Origin of the sequence: Pseudomonas hefeiensis (assembly GCF_030687835.1) — a bacterium.
Classification (GTDB): domain Bacteria; phylum Pseudomonadota; class Gammaproteobacteria; order Pseudomonadales; family Pseudomonadaceae; genus Aquipseudomonas; species Aquipseudomonas hefeiensis.
This window is the reverse complement of the sequence record NZ_CP117449.1, coordinates 2,642,771-2,663,244: the sequence shown is the minus strand read 5'-3', so window position 1 is coordinate 2,663,244 and position 20,474 is coordinate 2,642,771. Positions and strand designations below refer to the sequence as shown.

Genomic DNA, 20,474 nt, shown 5'->3' with positions numbered 1-20,474 from the left:
CATGAGCGGACTTCAAGGTTTTCGTATTTCGCCGCAACAGGCATCGCTTTACCCCCACACCCACGGCGCAGCGCAGCACCCGTTCAGCTGTCATTTGCAATGGTCACTGTCGCAACCGCTGGACGTCGATGCACTGAAAGACCGCCTGCAAGCACTGGTGGCCGGCAGTGAAATCCTGCGCACACGCCTGATGCCCGTGCCCGGTCTGCGCCACCCGGTGCAGGTGATTGACGAAGCCGGCTCACTGGCGGTGAACCTCCAGGACCTACGCCTGCACAGCCAGGCCGACCAGGACGCCGCGCTCGCTCAGCTCACCACCCAGCCCCGTGACTGGACAACGCCGTTGTGGGTGACCCTGGTGCACCTGTCCGATGAGCAAGACGTGCTGGACCTCGCGGCGGCCAGCAGCCACTTCGACCTCGCCAGCCTGAAATGGCTGGCCGGTGCATTGCTGCAGGACACTGCCACGGACCTCTCCGAAGCCCTGCAGTACGCCGATTACGCCGAATGGCGCTGGAGCCTGGTGGAAGACGCACCGGATCATCCGGGCGTGAGCTTCTGGAAACCTGCGGGCGACACCGAGCAGGCCACCTTGCAACTGCCGCTGGAATCGACCCTGGCTGGCGGATTTGCGCCGACCCGACTGGACCTGACGCTGCCGGCCGACCTCGCCCGTCACCCGGCCCTGCCCCCGGAGCTGCTGCTGGCGGCATGGGCAGCGGTCCTGGGACGACTGGCCGGCCAGCAACAGGTGCCGCTCACCCTGATCCATGAAAGTCGCGGCGCGGAACTGGAAAGCACCCTGGGCCTGTTCGAGCAGTGCCTGCCCGTGAGCATCGAACTGGATGCCCAGGCGACCCTACTGGAGCAAAGCACGCAAGTGGCCGCCGTCCTGGAACGGCTGATTGGCTGGCAAGACTATTACACCGGCAACCACCAAGCCGGATACGCCTTTGCCTGGCGCTCGGGCGATACCCGGGAGCGCCATGCCAGTGCGCTCATGAACCCGCTGAAAGCGTGCCTGAACGTCCGCCAGTTGCCCGACAGCCTGCACGCGCAGTTGGTTTACGACCGCCAGGCGCTCAGCGCCGAAGCCGCGGGTTGCCTCGCCGAGCAATGGCTGCAACTGCTGCAAGGCGCCCTGGCTGAACCGCAACGGGCCTGGGCCCAACTGCCCCTGGGCGGAATGCTGCAATCGCAGTTGATCGGCACCAGCGCGAACGTGCCGTCCATCGAACCAGTGACGCTGGTGGAATTGTTTGCCCGTCAGGTTCGCCAACAACCGAACGCCATCGCCCTCAGCGACCAGGACGGCGACCTGAGCTACAGCCGCCTCGACGCCTGCGCCACGCAACTGGCCCATCGACTGGTCGCCGCCGGCATTGGTCCAGGGGTGCCGGTCGGCATCCTGTTCGCCCGCAGCAACGCGGCCATTGTCGCCATGCTCGCCGTCTTGAAAGCCGGTGGCGCCTACGTGCCCGTCGACCCAACCTACCCGGCCGACCGCCGCGCCTACATGCTCGCCGACAGCGCCATCGCCCACATCGTGGTCAGCGCCGAACTGGCCGACAGTGTGCCGGCCAACCTGCAACGCTTCGTGCTCGATGACCTGACAACGCAGGACCTCAGCGATTGGCCGGCACTGCCGTTGCCGGACGCCAACGACCTCGCCTACTTGATCTACACCTCCGGCTCTACCGGTGCGCCGAAAGCCGTGGAAATCAGCCACGGAGCCCTGAGTTTCTCGACCCAAGTGCGCATGGCGACCTATGAGACGCCGGTGCGCGCCTACCTGTTGTTGTCGTCGTTTGCCTTCGACAGCTCGGTCGCCGGGATTTTCTGGACCCTGGCCCAAGGCGGACGCCTGGTATTACCCGCCCCAGGCGAAGAACTGGAAATGTCCCGCCTGGCGCAACTGATTGCCCAGCACCAGGTCAGCCACGGCCTGTCGCTGCCGTCGCTGTACCAGGCCCTGCTCGATCAACTGCAGCGCAGCGGGGGAACCGACAGCCTCGCTTGCTGGATCGTCGCTGGTGAAGCTTGCCCGCCGTCGCTGATCGCACAACACAGCAAGACCCTGCCCCACGCACATCTGGTGAACGAATACGGTCCCACTGAGGCCACCGTCTGGGCCACTTATGAAGTGTTGGACCCCAGCCGGAACGTCAGCATCGGCCGTCCGATCGCCGGCATGGACCTGCGCCTGCTGAACGAATTCGACATCGCCTGCGGCATCGGCGAGCCAGGGGAAATCGTCCTCGCCGGCCCGACCCTGGCCCGCGGCTATCGCCACAAACCCGAAGAAACCGCCAAGGCTTTCGTCAGCCTGGTCGACGGCACCCGCGCCTACCGCACCGGCGATCTGGCGTGCTGGCTGGCCGACGGGCGCCTGGCGTTCCTTGGCCGTAAGGACCATCAGGTCAAGGTGCGCGGCTACCGCATCGAGCTGGGCGAAATCGAACGGCAGTTGTGCAGCCACAGCGACGTGCGCGAAGCCGCGGTGATCGTTCAGGAACATGCCGCCGGCAAGCGCCTGCTCGCCTACATCCTCGCCGCCCACGGCTACGCACCGGACTCGGAGGCGATCAAGCGTTTCCTCGGCGAACGCCTGCCGTCGTACATGGTGCCGGCCCTGGTGCTGACCCTGGCGAGCTTTCCGCGCACGCCCAACGGCAAGCTCGACACGCGGCAGTTGCCCGACCCCGACTCGTTCGATGAAAGCGCCCACGTGGCGCCGCGCAACGCCATGGAGACCACCCTGCAAGCGATCGTCGCCAAGGTCTTGAAGCTCTCGACGGTGAGCGTCACCGACAACTTTTTCGCCATCGGCGGCGACTCGATCCTGAGCCTGCAAGTGGTGGCCCAGGCCCACGAGCAAGGCATCGCGCTCTCGGCCAAACAAGTCTTCGAGCGCCAGACCATCGCGGCCATGGCCGAGGTCGCGCAACCGCTGGATCCGAGCGCCGCCGAGCCGCAAGCCGACAGCACCGAATTCAGCGCCTCGGGCCTGTCCGATGACGAAATGCAAGCGCTGATGGCCGAACTGGACGAGGCCGACCTGTGAGCGGCGCCTCTCGTCACCACGCCATCACCGTCGCCCCTATTTACGCAGGACCCTTGCAATGACCAGCGAAAAAACCACCGCTAACCCGATCGAAGACATTTACCCGCTGTCACCGCTGCAGCAAGGGATGCTGTTCCACTCCCTGCTGCACGAAGACTCCGGTGTCTACCTGATGCAGGATCGCTACCGCATCGGCGGGGCCATCGATGAAGGGGCGTTCCTCGAATCGTGGCGCCAGGTGGTGGCGCTGCACCCTTCCCTGCGCGCCAGTTTCCAGTGGAAAAGCCAGAAGCAACCGGTGCAGGTGATCCATCGCCAGGTCAAGGTACCGCTGGACACCCTCGACCTGCGCGGGCTCGCCCCCCATGAGCAGGAGGCGCGGATCCGCAGCCTGCTGGAAGACGAGCAGAAAGTCGGCTTCAACCTGTCCAAACCACCGCTGATTCGCTTCCGGCTGGTACGCCTGGCTGAGGAGTCCTACGAGTTCATTCGCAGCTTCCACCACATTCTGATGGACGCCTGGTGCATTTCCCTGGTGACCGTGGACTTCCTCAAAGTCTACGAAGCGCTGTGCAACGACCGTACGCCGGAGCTGAAAAGCCCTCGGCCGTTTCGCGATTACATCCAGTGGCTGCAACGTCAGGATGCCGGCAAGGCCGAGCAATTCTGGCGCGGCCAGCTACACGGCCTCAACGCGCCCACGCCACTGACCGTGGACAACGGCGTGACCCGCGACCGCTACACCGATGCGGTGCTGGTGGACGACCAACTGATTCACCTGAACGAGCAGGAAACCCAGGCACTGGCGGCGTTCTGCCGCAATCGCCGGATCACCCCGAACACGTTTTTCCAAGGCGTCTGGTCGTTGCTGCTGTCGCGCTACAGCGGGCAACAGGACGTGGTCTTCGGCGTCACCGTGGCCGGGCGTCCGGCCGACCTGACCGGCGTCGCAGAAATGATTGGCCTGTTCATCAACACCTTGCCACTGCGGGTTTCGGTGGCCCCGAATGCCACGCTCGGCAGTTGGCTGGGTGATCTGCAAAAGCTCAACGTCGACATGCGCGACTTCGAGCACACGCCATTGACCGACATCCAGGGCTGGAGCGATTTCCCCCGGGGCGAGACCCTGTTTGACAGCATCCTGGTGTTCGAAAACGCCCCCATCGACGAACAGATCCTCGAAGGCGGTTTCCAGTTCAGCCTCGAAGGCATGGACCACAGCGTGCACACCCACTACGGCTTGACCGTGGTGATCCTGCCGGGCGAACAGCTGGGCATCCGCGTGTCCTATGACCGCGAACGTTTCGAGGCCGCCACCGTACAGCGCCTGCTGGGCCACATCGCCAGCCTGGTGCGCAGCATGCTCGCCGCCCCCGACGCTCCATTGGCCAGCTTCGAACTGCTGGCCGCCGAGGAGCGCCAACAGTTGCTGGGTGAATGGGCGCTCAATCCCCACGATTTCCCGCTGGATCAAAGCTACGCCGAGCTGTTTGCCGCCCAGGTCGCCCAGCGCGGTGATCAGGTCGCCGCGATCTGCGCCGGTGAGTCGCTGACCTACGCCGAGCTGGACCTGCGTTCCACGCGCCTGGCCCACGCCCTGCGCGAGGCCGGCGCCGGTGCAGATCAACTGGTCGCGCTGGTGGCCCCGCGTGGCCTGGTGCTGTTGACCATGATGCTGGCCGTGTTCAAGGCGGGCGCAGCGATGCTGCCCCTTGAGGTCAATCACCCGCCTGAGCGCCTGCGGGAAATCCTCGGGCTGTCCCGCGCGCCCATGCTGGTGGCGAGCGAAGCCTGCAGCGGCCTGCTCGATCAACTGCTCAGCGGCCTCGACCGGGCGCCCGAGGCGCTGTTCGCCGAGACCTGCTGGAGGTCTGGCAACGACGCGCCTCTGCCGGTGCTTGCCGGTCCGGACAGCCTGGCCTACGTGCTGTTCACCTCCGGTTCGACCGGCACGCCGAAGGGCGTGATGATCGAACAGCGCGGCATGCTCAACAACATCTTCGGCAAAGTGCCGGCCCTGGGCCTCAGCGCCGCCGACCGGATTCCCCAGACCGCTTCGGTGGCGTTCGACATTTCGGTGTGGCAGTTCCTCGCCGCGCCGGTGCTCGGTGCCACCGTGCACATTCTTCCGGATGAAGTCGTCCACGACCCGCAACGCCTGCTGCAAGTGCTCGCCAGCGAGCGCCTGAACGTGCTGGAAATCGTCCCGAGCCTGATGCGCACCTTGCTCGCCTTGTGCCCGTGCGACCTGCAACTGCCGGACCTGCGCTGGGTATTGCCGACCGGTGAAGCCCTGCCGCCGACCGTGGCCCGCGACTGGTTCGCGCGCTTCCCCGACATCGCCCTGATGAACGCCTACGGACCGGCCGAATGCGCCGACGATGTGGCCTTCCAGCCGATCTTCGAAGCACCGGGGGCCGAAGTCAGCCACATGCCCATCGGCCAGCCGACCGCCAACAACCGCCTGTACGTGCTGGACGAAGCCCTGCGCCCGGTGCCGGTTGGCGTGGCCGGGGAAATCTGTGTCGGTGGTGTTGGCGTCGGCCGCGGCTACCTGCACGACCCGCAACGCACCGCCGAGGCCTTTATCGACCACCCTCAACTCGAAGGTCGCCTGTACCGCACCGGTGACCTGGGACGCTGGCGTGCAGACGGGGTGATCGAATACCTCGGCCGCCGCGACCAGCAGGTGAAACTGCGCGGGCACCGGATCGAACTGACGGAAATCGAACACCGCCTCGCCCAGCACCCGAACGTACGCGAAGCAGCCGTCTTGCTGCGGGAAAATACCGTCGGTGAAGCCTGGCTGGTGGCGTACTGGGCGGCCCATGACGAGTCGCTGGGTAGCGACGGCCTGAGCGACCACCTGCGCGCGCAACTGCCACCGTACATGGTGCCGGCGGCCTTCGTCTGCCTGGACAAACTGCCCCTGAACAACAACGGCAAGGTCGATCGCAAAGTCCTGGCCGCCCGCGAGCTGGACTGGCAGGCCGACACCCAGCACAGCATCGCCCCACGCAACGCGCTGGAAATCACCGTAGCGTCTATCTGGGCCGAGGTCTTGGGGCGCGACACGGTGGGCGTGGAAGACAACTTCTTCACCCTCGGCGGGCATTCGCTGTTGGCGACCCAGATCGTTGCCCGCCTGCGCACCCAATTCAAACTGGACCTACCATTGCGGGTATTGTTCGAACAGCCGACCGTGGCCTTGCTCGCCGAAGCCATCGGCGCCCGCCAGGCCGAGGCCGCCGCACCACACGCCAACGCGCTCAGCGTGCCCAAGCCCCAACCACGCCCGCCATTGCTGCCGCTGTCGTTCTCGCAACAGCGCCTGTGGTTCATCGAGCAACTGACGCCGGGCACCACCCTGTTCAACATCCCGTTCGCCCTGCACCTCAAGGGTGAGCTCAACGTCCCGGCGCTGCACGCCAGCCTGAACGATCTGCTGGTGCGCCACGAAATCCTGCGCACCGGCATCCACAGCACCAACGGCGCGCCGTGCCAGCGCATCAGCCCAGCGCTGGACATCGCGCTGCCCTTCGAAGACTTGTCGGGTCTGACCGCCACCGCGCGCGCCGGCGCGCAGTTCAATGCCTTGCGAGACACCTTCGAGCAGCCGTTCGACCTGACCTGCCCACCGCTGCTGCGCGCACGTTTGCTGCGCCTGGCGCCGGAAGAGCACGTACTCGGCATCGCCCTGCATCACCTGGTCTCGGACGCCTGGTCGGCCACCATCGCCCTGCGCGAACTGGCGCTGGGTTATGAAGCCCGTTGCAACGGCGCCGCCGCCAACCTGCCGGCCCTGCCATTGCAATACGCCGACTTCGCCCTCTGGCAGCGCGAACACTTGCAAGGCGCCGAACTCAAGCGCCAGCTCGATTACTGGACCACCACCCTGGACCGGCGCGACAGCGACGCCAGCCCGCTGCTGGCCTTGCCCACCGACCATCCCCGGCCCTCGGTGCAAAGCTACCGCGCCGGGATCGTGCAGCGTGAACTCAGCGCCGACCTCAGTGGCCGGGTACAGGCCTTTGCCAGTCGCCTCGGCACCACGCCGTTCACCGTCCTGTTCGCCGGCTTCGCCGTGCTGATGCACCGCTTGAGCGGCGACGCCACGGTGCTGGTCGGCACCCCGGTCACCCACCGTGAACAACCGGGCACCGAAGGCCTGCTGGGCATTCTGTTGAACAACCTGGCGATCCGCGCGGACTTCGAGCCACAAGCCGGCTTCAGCGCCCTGGTCAAACAAGTGGCCGAGCGCCTGCGCAGTGGCCTGTTGCATCAGGACCTGCCGTTCGAGCAACTGGTGGACAGCCTGCAACTGCCGCGCAGCCTCAGCCATGCGCCGCTGTACCAGGTGATGGTCGCCCAGCAACTGGCCATGGAATCGCGGTTGCGCTTCCCCGGGCTGGAATTCGAAGCCCTGGACACGCCGCTGCGGCACTCCGAATGCGACCTGGACCTGCACGTGCTGTGCCCGGCCAATGCGCCGATCCAGCTGGAGCTGATGTTCGCCCTCGACCTGTTCGTCGCCGACAGCGCCCGCCAGACCCTCGAGCGCCTGGAGCATCTGCTCGAACACATGCTCGCCGAGCCACAGCGCCCGGTCGCCGCGTTGCCGCTGCTGACGGACGCGGAGTGGCAACGCACCGTGGTCGAGTGGAACCGCACCGAGATGCAGGTGCCGACGCACCTGACCTTTGCCCAACTGTTTGAACAACAGGCCGAGCGCACCCCGGAACGCGACGCCCTGTGTTTCGAAGGCCGCAGCCTGAGCTACGGCGAACTGAACCGGCGCGCCAACCAGGTGGCGCATTACCTGCGCAGCCAGGGCGTCGGTGCTAACCGCCCGGTGGCGCTGTGTGTCGAGAGGTCGCTGGAACTGCTGGTCGGCCTGCTGGGCATTCTCAAGTCCGGCGGCGCTTATGTACCGCTGGACCCGACCTACCCGGTGGATCGCCTGGCGTACATGCTCGAAGATGCGCAACCGGCACTGTTCCTCGGCCAGCAGGGCCTGCTGGAACAGCTGGGCGCCGAACTGCCACGTTTGCGCCTGGACAGCGACGCGGCGCTGTTCGCCAACCAGCCAGACAGCAACCCTGCTCCGCTCGCCGGCCCGCAAGACCTGGCCTACATCATGTACACCTCCGGCTCGACCGGTAAGCCCAAGGGCACCCTGGTGACCAATGGTTCGGTGGTCAACCTGGCCTGGGCGCGTATCCATGGCTTGTATCGCCGCTACACCGACCAGCCGATGCGCAGCAGTTTCAACTACTCGTTCGCCTTCGACAGCTCGGTGGCCGAGCTGATCCTGCTGCTCGACGGCCACAGCCTGTACCTGACCCCGGAAGACGTGCGCTACGACCCCGATGCCCTGGCCGGCTTCTTCCGCGACACGCGCCTGGATGCCTTCGAATGCACCCCGGCCCAGCTTAAGGCCCTGCTCGAAAGTGACGGCGTTCGCCGTGGAGAGGTGTACCTGCCGCGCTTCGTGCTGTTCGGTGGCGATGCGGTGGACGCGCAACTATGGCAACGGCTGCCATCGATTGCCGGCAGCCGCTTCTTCAACACCTACGGCCCGACCGAATGCACGGTCGATGCAACCGGTTGCGCGGTGGATGACTTCCCGCTGCGGCCGATCATTGGCCGGCCGATCGCCAACGTGCGCACCTACGTACTCGATGCTTTCCTCAACCCGATGCCGGTGGGCGTCCCGGGGGAACTGCACATCGGCGGCGCAGGCGTGACCCTGGGCTATCTCAACCGTGCCGAGCAGACGGCGAAGGTGTTCATCGAAGACCCGTTCTCGTCGCAGCCCGGCGCGCGGATGTACAAGTCCGGCGATCTGGTGCGCTGGCTGCGTGACGGGCAGCTCGAATACCTGGGACGCATGGATCACCAAGTGAAGATCCGTGGTTTCCGCATCGAACTGGGGGAAATAGAAACCCTGATCGGCGCCCAACCGGGCGTGCGCCAGGCCGTGGTGTTGGCCCGTGAAGACGTGCCCGGTGACAAGCGCCTGGTGGCCTACGTGACCTGCGACGAGCAGGCCGACATCCACGCCTGGCGCAACGCCATTGGCGCCGCCCTGCCCGACTACATGGTGCCCTCGGCATTCGTGCTGCTCGATGAGTTGCCGCTGACCGATAACGGCAAACTCAACCGTAAGGCCTTGCCGGCCCCGGACATCCAAGCCGCACCAGACGCTTTGGAGCCACCGCGTAGCGCCGCCGAACAGCAACTGGCCGCCCTGTGGGCCGAATTGCTGAACTTGCCGTCGGCGCAGATCGGCCGTGACAGCCACTTCTTCTACCTCGGCGGCCACTCGTTGCTGGCGGCGGCGCTGTTTGCCCGCCTGCGTCAACAGTTCGCCAGCGTGCCACCGTTGCGGGCGGTGTTTGAACACCCAACCCTTGAAGCCTTGGCCGCGCTGCTGGGCGATCCCCTGCAAGCCCCGGCGGCGACCTTCGCTGCACCGGCACGTCCGGCGCGCCTGCCGCTGTCGTTCGAACAGCAACGCTTGTGGTTCCTTGAACAATTGAGCGCCGGCGGTGGCGAGTACAACGTGGTCAGCGCCGTGCAACTGGACGGCGAACTCAACCTCCAGGCCCTGCAAACGGCCCTGAACAGTGTGGTCCAGCGCCACGAGATCCTGCGCAGCCGCATCGTGCGCGATACCGACGGCGAGTTGGCGCTGATCGTCGAACCGCAAGTCGATATTGCCTTGCACGTCACGGCACTGCAGGCCGCCAGCGACGAGCAGTGGCAACAACTGACCGACGCGGCGATCCACGCGCAAACCGGCCGCCGTTTCGACCTCGCCGCCGAAGTGCCGGTGCGTGCCACACTGCTGCAACGCAGCGGCAGCGCCCAGTCGCTGCTGTTGCTCAGCGTGCACCACTGCGCCACCGATGACGCCTCCAGCCAGAACCTGCTGGATGAACTGCGGCAGTTCTACACCGCCCAGTGCCAGCGCACCCCGACGGCACTGCCGGCGCTGGCCTTGCAATACCCCGATTACGCCCTTTGGCAGCGCGAGCCCGGTCAACAGACCGCGTTCAGCAGCCACCTGCAGTACTGGCGCAACCAACTGGAGGACGGCGACTACCTGCTGGACCTGCCGACCGAACAGGGCCGACCAAACCAGCTCGCCCCGGCGGCCGGCGCAGTGCAACTGCAATTGCCGCCCGCCCTGGTGGAGCGCCTGCGGCAGTTCGCCCAGCAACGCGGCGCCACCCTGTACATGCTCATGCTCGGTGCGGCGCAGTTGCTCTTGGGGCGCTACGCCAATCAGCGCGACGTACGGGTCGGTAGCCCGGTGGCCCAGCGTCCATTCGCCGAGCTGCAACCGCTGATCGGCTGCTTCGTCAACACCGTGGTCATGCGTGCCGATCTGGATCCAGCGCTGGATTTCGAAGGGTTGCTCAGCCAGGTGCGCAACCGTGTGCTGGATGCCCAACAGCATCAGGACGTGCCGTTCGACCAGGTCGTGGAGCACTTGAAGCCGTCGCGCAGCCTCGGCCAGACGCCGTTGTTCCAAGTGCTGTTCGCCATGCAGAACGCTGACTCGTCCTCAGCTCCCTGGCCGCAGTTGCAGGTGCGCGAACGGGCGGTGACCGCCCTGGCCACCAAGTACGACCTGAACTGGGAAGTGCACGACGGCGAGGTGCTTTCGGTGTTGCTGGAGTACCGCGCCGCGCTGTTCAGCGAAACCACGGCCCGGCGTTGGCTGGAACAATGGCAACAACTGCTGGAAGCGATGCTCGAAGCGCCACGGACCCGCCTCGGGGACTGGACACCGTTGCCGGCGGCAGAGCGTCATCGCCAGTTGATCGAGTGGAACGCCACTGAACGTCACTACGGCGGCCCAAACAACCTGCACACCGCGCTCAGCCAACAAGCCACCCTGAGCCCCAACGCCCCGGCATTGGTGTTCGAAGGCCAACGCCTGAGCTATGCCGAGTTGGATCAGCGGGCGCAAACCGTCGCCCAGGCCCTGCGCGCCGCCGGCGTGGGCAGCGACAGCATCGTGCCGCTGTGCATGGAGCGTTCGGTGGAGATGGTCGTGGCCTTGCTCGGCATCGTCCATGCCGGCGCCGCGTGGCTGCCGCTGGATCCGGAACTGCCGGCCGCGCGCCTGGCGTTCCTGATCGAAGACGCCGACGCCCGGGTCACCTTGACCCAAGCGCAATGGCTGTCGCGCCTGCCCGCCGGGCATGACGCCTGGACGCTGGATGCGTTGCCAAATGCTGAAGTTGGAGAGCCAATTAGCGTCGACGCCAACGACCTCGCCTACGTGCTCTACACCTCCGGTTCCACCGGCCAACCCAAGGGCGTGATGAACGAACACGGCGCCTTGATGAACCGCCTGCACTGGATGCAGGAGGCCTTCCCGATTGGCCCGAACGACCGTGTGCTGCAAAAGACCCCGTATAGCTTCGACGTGTCGGTGTGGGAGTTCTTCTGGCCGCTGATCACCGGCGCGACCCTGGTGGTTGCCCGTCCCGACGGTCATCGCGACCCGGCTTACCTCAGCCAGTTAATCCAACAGGAACGGGTCACGACCTTGCACTTCGTCCCGTCGATGCTGCGGGCCTTTGTCGAAGAACCGAGCCTGGTCAATTGCCAAAGTCTGCGCCAGGTCTTCGCCAGTGGCGAAGCCCTGCCGGTGGATCTGGTGCGGCGTTTCATGGGTCAACACCCGGCAGCACTGGTCAACCTGTACGGCCCGACCGAAGCGGCCATCGACGTCTCGGTCTGGCGTTGCTCGGCAGACGATGTGATCGTGCCGATCGGCAAGCCCATCGCCAACTTGCGTTTGTACATCCTCGACGAGGCTATGCAACCGTTGCCGATTGGCAGCATCGGCGAGCTGTACATCGGCGGTGTCGGTGTGGCTCGGGGTTATCTGAAATGCCCGGACCTGACCGAAGAACGTTTCCTCGCCAGCCCATTCATCGAAGGTGACCGCCTGTACCGCACCGGCGACCGCTGCCGGTTCCTGACCGATGGCAACATCGAATACCTGGGCCGTCTCGACCATCAGGTGAAGTTGCGCGGCCAGCGTATCGAACTGGGGGAAATCGACGCTGCGCTGTTGGCGCAGGCCGGTGTTCGCGACGCCGCCACTTTGTTGCTCGACCAGCGCCTGGTGAGTTTCTGGTGCGGTGACGCCGATGAGGCGACCTTGCGTGCCGACTTGAACAACAACCTGCCCGCGCACATGCAGCCAAGCCTGTTCGTGCAGCTCGATCACCTGCCGCTCAACAGCAACGGCAAGCTCGACCGCAAGGTATTGGCCGCCACGCCGCTGCCACAGAGCCAAAGCAACCTGCCGCGCACTGCGCCGCGCAATGCCACTGAAAGCGTGCTCTGTGAACTGTTCAGCGAGGTACTGGGTGGTTCGGAAGTCGGCATCGAGGACAACTTTTTCCAACTCGGCGGTCACTCCCTGCTGGCTACCCGCCTGGTCAGCCGGGTTCGTGAGCGCCTTGGGGTTTCCCTGTCCTTGCCGCTGGTGTTCGCCCAACCGACGGTCGCGGCCCTGGCCGAGCATCTGCGCGCGGCCACACCCGGCGATTCGATCAGCGCACAACCGCGCCCGGCGCAATTACCGCTGGGCCTGGCTCAGCGCCGGTTCTGGATGCTCAGCCGCCTAGTGCCGGAATCCCGCGAGTACCACATGCCGTTTGCCCTGACCTTGCGCGGCGAGCTGCAGGTTCAGGTCTTGCGCGAGGCCTTTGAGCAACTCAGCCAGCGCCATCTGGTGCTGCGCAGCCGAATTGTCGAAGTCGACGGCGAGCCGCAATTGCTAATCGACGACCAAGGCCCGGCGCTCGCCGTCACTGGCGTCGCGGCCCAGGACTGGACCGCGGCCTGCGCCAACGCCCAGAACAAACTGATGACACCGTTCGACCTGGCCGCGGCCGCGCCTTGGCGTGCGCATCTGCTGCAACGCCAGGGCAGCGACGAAAACCTGTTGCTGGTGTGCCTGCACCACAGTGCCACCGACGGTTGGGCCATGCAGTTGCTCATTGACGAACTGACCCAGGCCTACGCCGCCGGCCTGAACGGGCAGTCGCCGGCCTGGACCCCGCTGGAGATCGACTACGTCGATTTCGCCCTCTGGCAACAGCACCCGGACACCCAGGCCCGGCGCAGTGACAGCCTGGACTACTGGAAAAACCACCTCGGCCAGGACGACTACCAACTCGACCTGCCCATCGACCATCCGCGTGGCGCCGAAGCAGATCGTCGCGCCCGGCAACTGACCGTCCGCCTCGGCACCCAGCGCGCCGAAGCCATCCGCCAGTTCGCCCGTCAGCGCGGCACCACCACCTATGTGGTGCTCGCCACGGCCTTGAGCGCGTTGATGGCGCGTTACAGCGGTCAACGGGAGATTCGCCTAGGCACCCCGGCGGACCAGCGTGATCAACCGCAAGCCCAGACGCTGCTGGCCTGCCTGGTCAACACCCTGGTGATCCGCAGCGACGTCGACCAACGGGCCCCGGCCGAGCAATTGCTCGCCAGCCTCGAGGCCGATCTGCGCGCGGCCCAGGCCCACGCCGACCTGCCCTTCGCCACCCTGGTCGGCGCCATCGCGCAAAACCGCGACCTGAACCGTACGCCGCTGTTCCAGGTGCTGTTCTCCCTCAACTACGGCCACGTCGACAGCAGCCAATGGCCGGGGCTGAACGTCGAAGAACAGCTGCTGCCGGTGATCGACGCCAAATTCGAACAAAGCTGGGAAGTCCAAGACGATGGCAGCGACATGACGCTGGCGCTGGAATACCAATCGGCCTTGTTTGACGAAACGACGATGCAACGCTGGAGCGCGCAGTGGTGCGCGCTGCTCGACGCCCTGGTGGCAACCCCTGGGCGCACTCTGGTCGAACTGTTCCCGCAACAGCAGGATCAGCAGCAACTGGACCGTTGGAATGCCACTGAACGTGAGTACAGCGGCCCGACCAACCTGCACACCGCGCTCAGCCAACAGGCAGCCCTGAGCCCCAACGCCCCGGCACTGGTATTCGACGGCCAGCGCCTGAGCTATGCCGAGCTGGATCAACGGGCGCAAACCGTTGCCCGTGCCTTGCGCGCAGCCGGCGTAGGCAGCGACAGCATCGTGCCGCTGTGTATGGAGCGTTCGGTGGAGATGGTCGTGGCCTTGCTCGGCATCGTCCATGCCGGCGCCGCGTGGCTGCCGCTGGATCCGGAACTGCCGGCCGCGCGCCTGGCGTTCCTGATCGAAGACGCCAACGCCCGGGTCACCTTGACCCAAGCGCAGTGGCTGTCGCGCCTGCCCGCCGGGCATCAGGCCTGGACCCTCGACGCCCTGCCCCAGGCACCCGCCTTCGAACCGATCAATGTCGAAGCCCACGACCTCGCCTACGTGCTCTACACCTCCGGTTCGACCGGCCAACCCAAGGGCGTGATGAACGAACACGGCGCCTTGATGAACCGTCTGCACTGGATGCAGGACGCCTTCCCAATTGGCCCGAACGACCGCGTCTTGCAGAAAACCCCGTACAGCTTCGACGTGTCGGTGTGGGAGTTCTTCTGGCCGCTGATCACCGGCGCGACCCTGGTGGTTGCCCGTCCCGACGGGCATCGCGATCCGGCTTACCTCAGCCAGTTGATCCAGCAGGAACGGGTCACGACCTTGCACTTCGTACCGTCGATGCTCCGGGCGTTTGTCGAGGAACCGAGCCTGGTCAATTGCCAGAGCCTGCGCCAGGTCTTCGCCAGTGGTGAAGCCTTGCCGGTGGATCTGGTGCGGCGCTTCATGGGCCAGCACCCGGCGGCCCTGATCAACCTGTACGGCCCGACCGAAGCGGCCATCGACGTCTCGGTCTGGCGCTGCTCGGCGGACGATGTGATCGTGCCGATCGGCAAGCCCATCGCCAACCTGCGCTTGTACATCCTCGACGAGGCCATGCAGCCGTTGCCGATTGGCAGCATCGGCGAACTGTACATCGGTGGCGTCGGCGTCGCCCGGGGTTATCTGAAACGCCCGGACCTGACCGAGGAGCGCTTCCTCGCCAGCCCATTCATCGAAGGTGACCGACTGTATCGCACCGGCGACCGTTGCCGGTTCCTGGCCGATGGCAACATCGAATACCTGGGCCGTCTCGACCATCAGGTGAAATTGCGCGGCCAGCGCATCGAGCTGGGGGAAATCGACTCAGCGCTGCTTAACCTGCCGGCCATCACCGGCGCCTGCACCCTGGTCATCGACAACCGCCTGGTGGCGTTCTACAGCAGTAGCACCGCGCAATCGGACCTCGACACCCAGCTCGCGGCCGAACTGCCGGCGTACATGGTGCCGGCGGTGTGGGTGCAAATTCCGGCCCTGCCCCTGAGCACCAACGGCAAGATCGACCGCAAGGCCCTGGCCGCCCTGCCCTTGCCAAACACCCAGAAAGACTACGCGGCACCGCGCAACGAGCTGGAGCGCCTGCTTTGCCAGTTGTTCGGCGAACTGCTCGGCGACACCTTGACCGGCGGCCGCGAAGTCGGCACCTCGGACAGTTTCTTCGCCCTGGGCGGTGACTCGATTCTCGGCCTGAAACTGATCTCGCGCTTGCGTGAACAGGGCTATTCGCTCACGCCACGGGACCTGTTCCGTTCGCCGACCCCGGCGGCGCTGGCCCATGTGACCACGACACTGTTGACCCAGGCCGAGCAAGGCGACGTGACCGGGCCAATGTCGCTGATGCCGTTGCACCAGTGGTTCTTCGAACAGCAGCAGGTCCAGGTCGCACACTGGAACCAATCGGTGCTGGCCGACAGCGACCGTCGCCTGGAACCGGCCATCGTCCAAGCCACGCTGGATCGGTTGGTGGCCCACCACGACGCCCTGCGCTTGCGTTTCACCAACGCCGAGGGGCAGTGGCAGGCGTACATCGCGCCAGTGGCCTCGGCACAACTGACCCGCTGCGAGCACCCGGAACAACTGCTGCACGTTGCGCAAAGCCTGGACCTGCAACACGGCCCGCTGTTTGCCGCGGCCCTGTTGGAGGGCACGCCGCAGCGCCTGTACCTGGTAGCCCATCACCTGGTGGTCGATGCGGTGTCCTGGACGCCGCTGCTGGAAGACTTCCAACAGCTCTACACCGCCCTGGAGCGTGGCGAGAGCCCGACGTTACCGACGAAAACCACCGCCTATCGTCAATGGGCCGAGCACCTCCAAGCCCATGCCGCCAAGGTCGCTGCCGAGCATCGCTACTGGAGTGCCCAGATCGGCACGAACCAGCCGCCCATGGCCACGGTCGCCGAGCGCCAGACACTGGCGGCCCGCTGGAATGCCAGCCGCACGCAGCAATGGCTGACCGAGTCCCACGCGGCCTACCGCACGCAACCGGAGGAACTGCTGATCGCCGCCCTCGCCGCGACCTTGGCCGAGGTCGAACAGCGCACTGACATTGTGGTGGACCTGGAGCGCCACGGACGTGACGCACCGTTTGCCGGGCTGGACGTCGGCCGCACCGTCGGCTGGTTCACCACGCTGTACCCGCTGCGGGTGAACGCCAGCGGCGCCGCGGGCGATCAGGTGCGCAACGCCAAACAAGCCTTGCGTGACGTACCCGGCCAGGGCCTTGGCTACGGCTTGCTGCGCCAGCGCGGCGAGTTGCCGGCCAGCAGCGGCGATGTGCTGTTCAACTACCTGGGGCATGAGCAAACGCCAGAGGGCTGGTTGCGCGCCAGCAGCCTGACCCCGCCGCCGAACGTGGCCCCGGTCAACCGAGTGACCCATGCCCGTGAAGTGGTGGCCTGGCTGGAGGACGGCGTGTTGCGTGTCGAATGGCACAGCGTCACGCCGAACGCCGACAGCCGTTTGCCCGCTCGCCTGCTGGAGCGTTTGCAGGCGCTGGTCGAACACTGCCTTGACCCGCAGGCCGGTTCGTTGATGCCAGCCGATTTCCCGCTGGCCAAGGCGCTGAACCAGAAGTCCCTGGACAAGCTGCTGGGCAAGCTCAAGACCAAACCCAATTCCCAAAGCTAGCGAGCGACGCCGCCTGCGCAGGTCTGAGACCTGCGCGGCGCATTGATCGACTCACTTGAGTTTCAAGACTTTGAAATGGACCAAGCAAGCATGAACAACATCGAAGACATCTACTCCCTTTCGCCGACCCAGCACGGTCTGTTGTTCCACAGCGTCTATGAACCGGATTCGCGGGTGTATTACCAGCAGTTGAGCCTGGACATGAACGGCCCGCTGCAACTGAGCGCGTTTCGCGGTGCCTGGCAGGCGCTGATGCAGCGCCACGCCGTGCTGCGCAGTGCGTTTCTCTGGGAAGAACTGGACGATGCCTATCAGGTAGTGCAACAGGACGTGCCATTGCCCCTGACCGAACTGGACTGGCAAGACCGCACCGAACCGCAGGCCGCGCTGGAACAGTTGACACTGGAGCAGCGGGCGCAGCCCCTGGAGCTGAATGACTCGCCGCTGATGCGCGTATGTCTGGTGCGCCTGGCACCTGAGCGCTGGCACCTGATCTGGACCTTCCATCATATTCTCATGGACGGCTGGAGCGTCGGCATCGCCGTCCAGGAGTGGCTGGCGCTGTACTACGAACAAGCCCATGGCCGCTCCGCCGACCTGGCGCCGACCCGCCCTTATCGCGATTACATTGCCTGGCTGGCGGAACAGGACATGGCCGCCACCGAAGGCTTCTGGCGCGAACAGTTGCAGGACGTCAGCGAGCCGACCCCGCTGCCCAGCTTCTCCGTACGCCAGTCGGCACCGGCAGGGGCGCCGTTCGCCGAGCGGGAAAGTCTGCTGACGGCCAGCGAAACCGAGCAGTTGGCAAACTTCGCCCGCCAGCATGACCTGACCATCAACACGCTGATCCAGGGCGCCTGGGCACTGCTGCTGGGCCAACACGCCGGGCGTGACGACGTGGTCTATGGCGTCACCGTTGCCGGGCGTCCGGAGAACATGGCGGCGGTGGACAGCACCGTCGGGCTGTTCATTAATACGTTGCCGCTGCGCGTGCAATGGGCCGATGAGCCAACCCTGGTGGACTGGCTGCAGCACTTGCAGCAAACCAACAGCGATCTGCGCCACCACGCCTATTTGCCGCTGGGCAAGCTCAAGTCGATGACGCGCATCGCCGCGGAACAGGCGCTGTTCGACTCGATCCTGGTGTTCGAAAACTTCCCCGTCACCGACGCGCTCAACCAGGACACCGGCGGCTTGAGTTTCAGTGCCCCGAGCAGCGACCAGCAAGTCGACGGCATTACCCTCACCCAAGGCCGCAACCACTTCCCGTTGTCGCTGATCGTGGTGCCGGACAAACAACTGCACTACCTGATCAGCTACGACCGCAGTCGCTTCAGCGATGCCGAGGTCGCCGTGTTGTCGGCACAACTGCGCGCGATCCTGTTGGCGATGACGGCCCACGCGCAGTGCCGGGTCAGCGAGCTTACGTGGCTGAGCCCCGAAGAACGCCAGCAACTGCTCGTGCAGGGGCGCGGTGTGCAACTGCCGGTGCCCCCTGCGTGCCTGCACCAGCGCTTCGAACAACAAGTGGCCGCCCACCCGGACCAGTTGGCGGTCCGCGACCCTCAGGTCGCCCTGACCTACCGTGAACTGGACCAGCAAGCCAACCGCCTCAGCCAGTACTTGCGTGCCCAGGGCATCGGCCACGACAGCGTGGTGGCACTGGCCCTGGAACGCAGCGCCGAGTTCGTGATTGCCCTGCTGGCCACCCTCAAGGCCGGCGCCGCCTATCTGCCGCTGGACCTCAAGCAGCCTGCCGGGCGCCTGGCCGACGTGCTGGTGGACAGCCGCGCCGCGCTGCTGATCGGTGCCAGCGCCTCGCCCCTGCTCAAAGGCCTGGCCGAGCACACGCCGACACTGTGGCTGGCGGAACAGGCCGAGACCATCGCCTCCCAGCCAGACACGCCACCGGCCGTGACCCACAGCCCGACCGATGCCGCCTACGTGATCTACACCTCGGGCTCCACCGGTACCCCCAAGGGTGTGGTGGTCGAGCACCGGTCCATCGTCGACTACCTGACGGCCGTACACGCAGTGCTCAACCCGCCGTCGGCGGCTCGCTACGGTTTGCTGTCCAGCATTGCCGCCGACCTCGGCCACACCCAACTGTTCGGCGCCCTGTGCAGCGGCGCCAGCCTGTTGCTGGTGGATGAAGAAAGCGGTTTCAGCCCCCTGGCACTGACCGAACTCTTCGAGCAACAGCCGGTGGATGTGCTGAAGATCACCCCCAGCCATCTGGCCGGCCTGTTGCAGGCGTTGCCCGACGCCCGCCTGTTGCCCCGCGCCCTGCTGATCTTCGGTGGCGACGCCCTCAGCCCGGCGCTGCTGGAACAGGTCAACCGGCTGGCGCCAGGGCTCAGGGTGTTCAACCACTATGGGCCGAGCGAAGCGACGGTCGGGGCGATTGCCAGCGAGTTGCCGGTGGGCCTGCGCAGCATTGCCCTTGGCCGGCCGCTGCCGAACCGTCAACTGCAAGTGGTCGATGCCAACGGTCGCCTGGTGCCCACTGGGGTATCCGGTGAGCTGCTGATCAACGGCGCCCTGGCCCGGGGTTACCTGCACCGCCCGGACCTGACCGCCGAACGCTTCCATCTCGACGCGGATCAGCAACGCTGGTATCGCACTGGCGACCGCGTGCGCTGGCAAGTGGACGGCCAACTGGCGTTCCTCGGCCGGGTCGACAGCCAGATCAAGATCCGTGGCAATCGCCTGGAGCTGGGCGAAGTCGAAGCGCAGCTCAAGCGCTTGTCACCGCTGATCGAACAGGCGCTGGTCCGCGCCGTGGACCTGGACGGCAGCCTGCGCCTGGTGGCCTACCTGGTCGCCAGCCAGTCGCTGTCCGCCACCAAGCTGCGCAATGACCTGGGCGCGCGGGTGCCGGACTACATGGTGCCGGCACACTTCATCACCCTCGACGAACTGCCCCTGACCCGTAACGGCAAGGTCGATGTCCAGCGCTTGCCGCTTCCGCAAAAACCCACGGACGACAGCGCCACCCATGTCGCCCCGCGCAATGAAGTCGAAGCGCAACTGGCCGCCATCTGGCAGGACGTACTGAAGCTGGAACGTGTCGGCGTGCATGACAACTTCTTCGCCCTGGGCGGCGACTCGATCATCAACTTGCAGATCATTGCCCGGGCCAACCAGCAAGGGCTGAAACTCACGCCCCGCCAGCTCTTCGAAAACCGTACCATCGCCGATATCGCCCGGGTGCTGGGCGCCGATGCCAGCCATGGCGTGGCGCAAGCCATTACCGATGGCTATGAACTGCCGCTGGCTGCCGGGCAACTGGCGCGCCTGCAACAAGGGCCGTTGCACGCCACCTGGCGTTGCGTGGCGCTGACCCAGGCCATCGACAGCGAGCTGCTGAGCCAGGCCATCGCCGCCTTGCAGCAACACCACCAA

2 protein-coding genes and 1 pseudogene are annotated in these 20,474 nt (G+C 65.8%); all 3 read left to right on the top strand.

Going from position 1 to position 20,474, the window contains the following annotated elements; all coding sequences use genetic code 11:
- Nucleotide 1 precedes the first annotated feature (1 nt).
- Entirely contained in the window at nt 2–3,064 is a 3,063-nt protein-coding gene (locus PSH57_RS11760; protein WP_305389645.1) for a non-ribosomal peptide synthetase, read from the top strand.
- A gap of 58 nt (nt 3,065–3,122) precedes the next feature.
- The gene (locus tag PSH57_RS11755) at nt 3,123–17,069 is read left to right on the top strand and encodes a non-ribosomal peptide synthase/polyketide synthase (protein ID WP_305444888.1); all 13,947 of its coding nucleotides are present in this window, start codon (nt 3,123–3,125) and stop codon (nt 17,067–17,069) included.
- Nucleotides 17,070–17,144: 75 nt separating this feature from the next.
- A pseudogene (locus PSH57_RS11750) lies at nt 17,145–20,222 on the top strand (amino acid adenylation domain-containing protein); the annotation flags it as partial.
- Nucleotides 20,223–20,474: the final 252 nt, after the last annotated feature.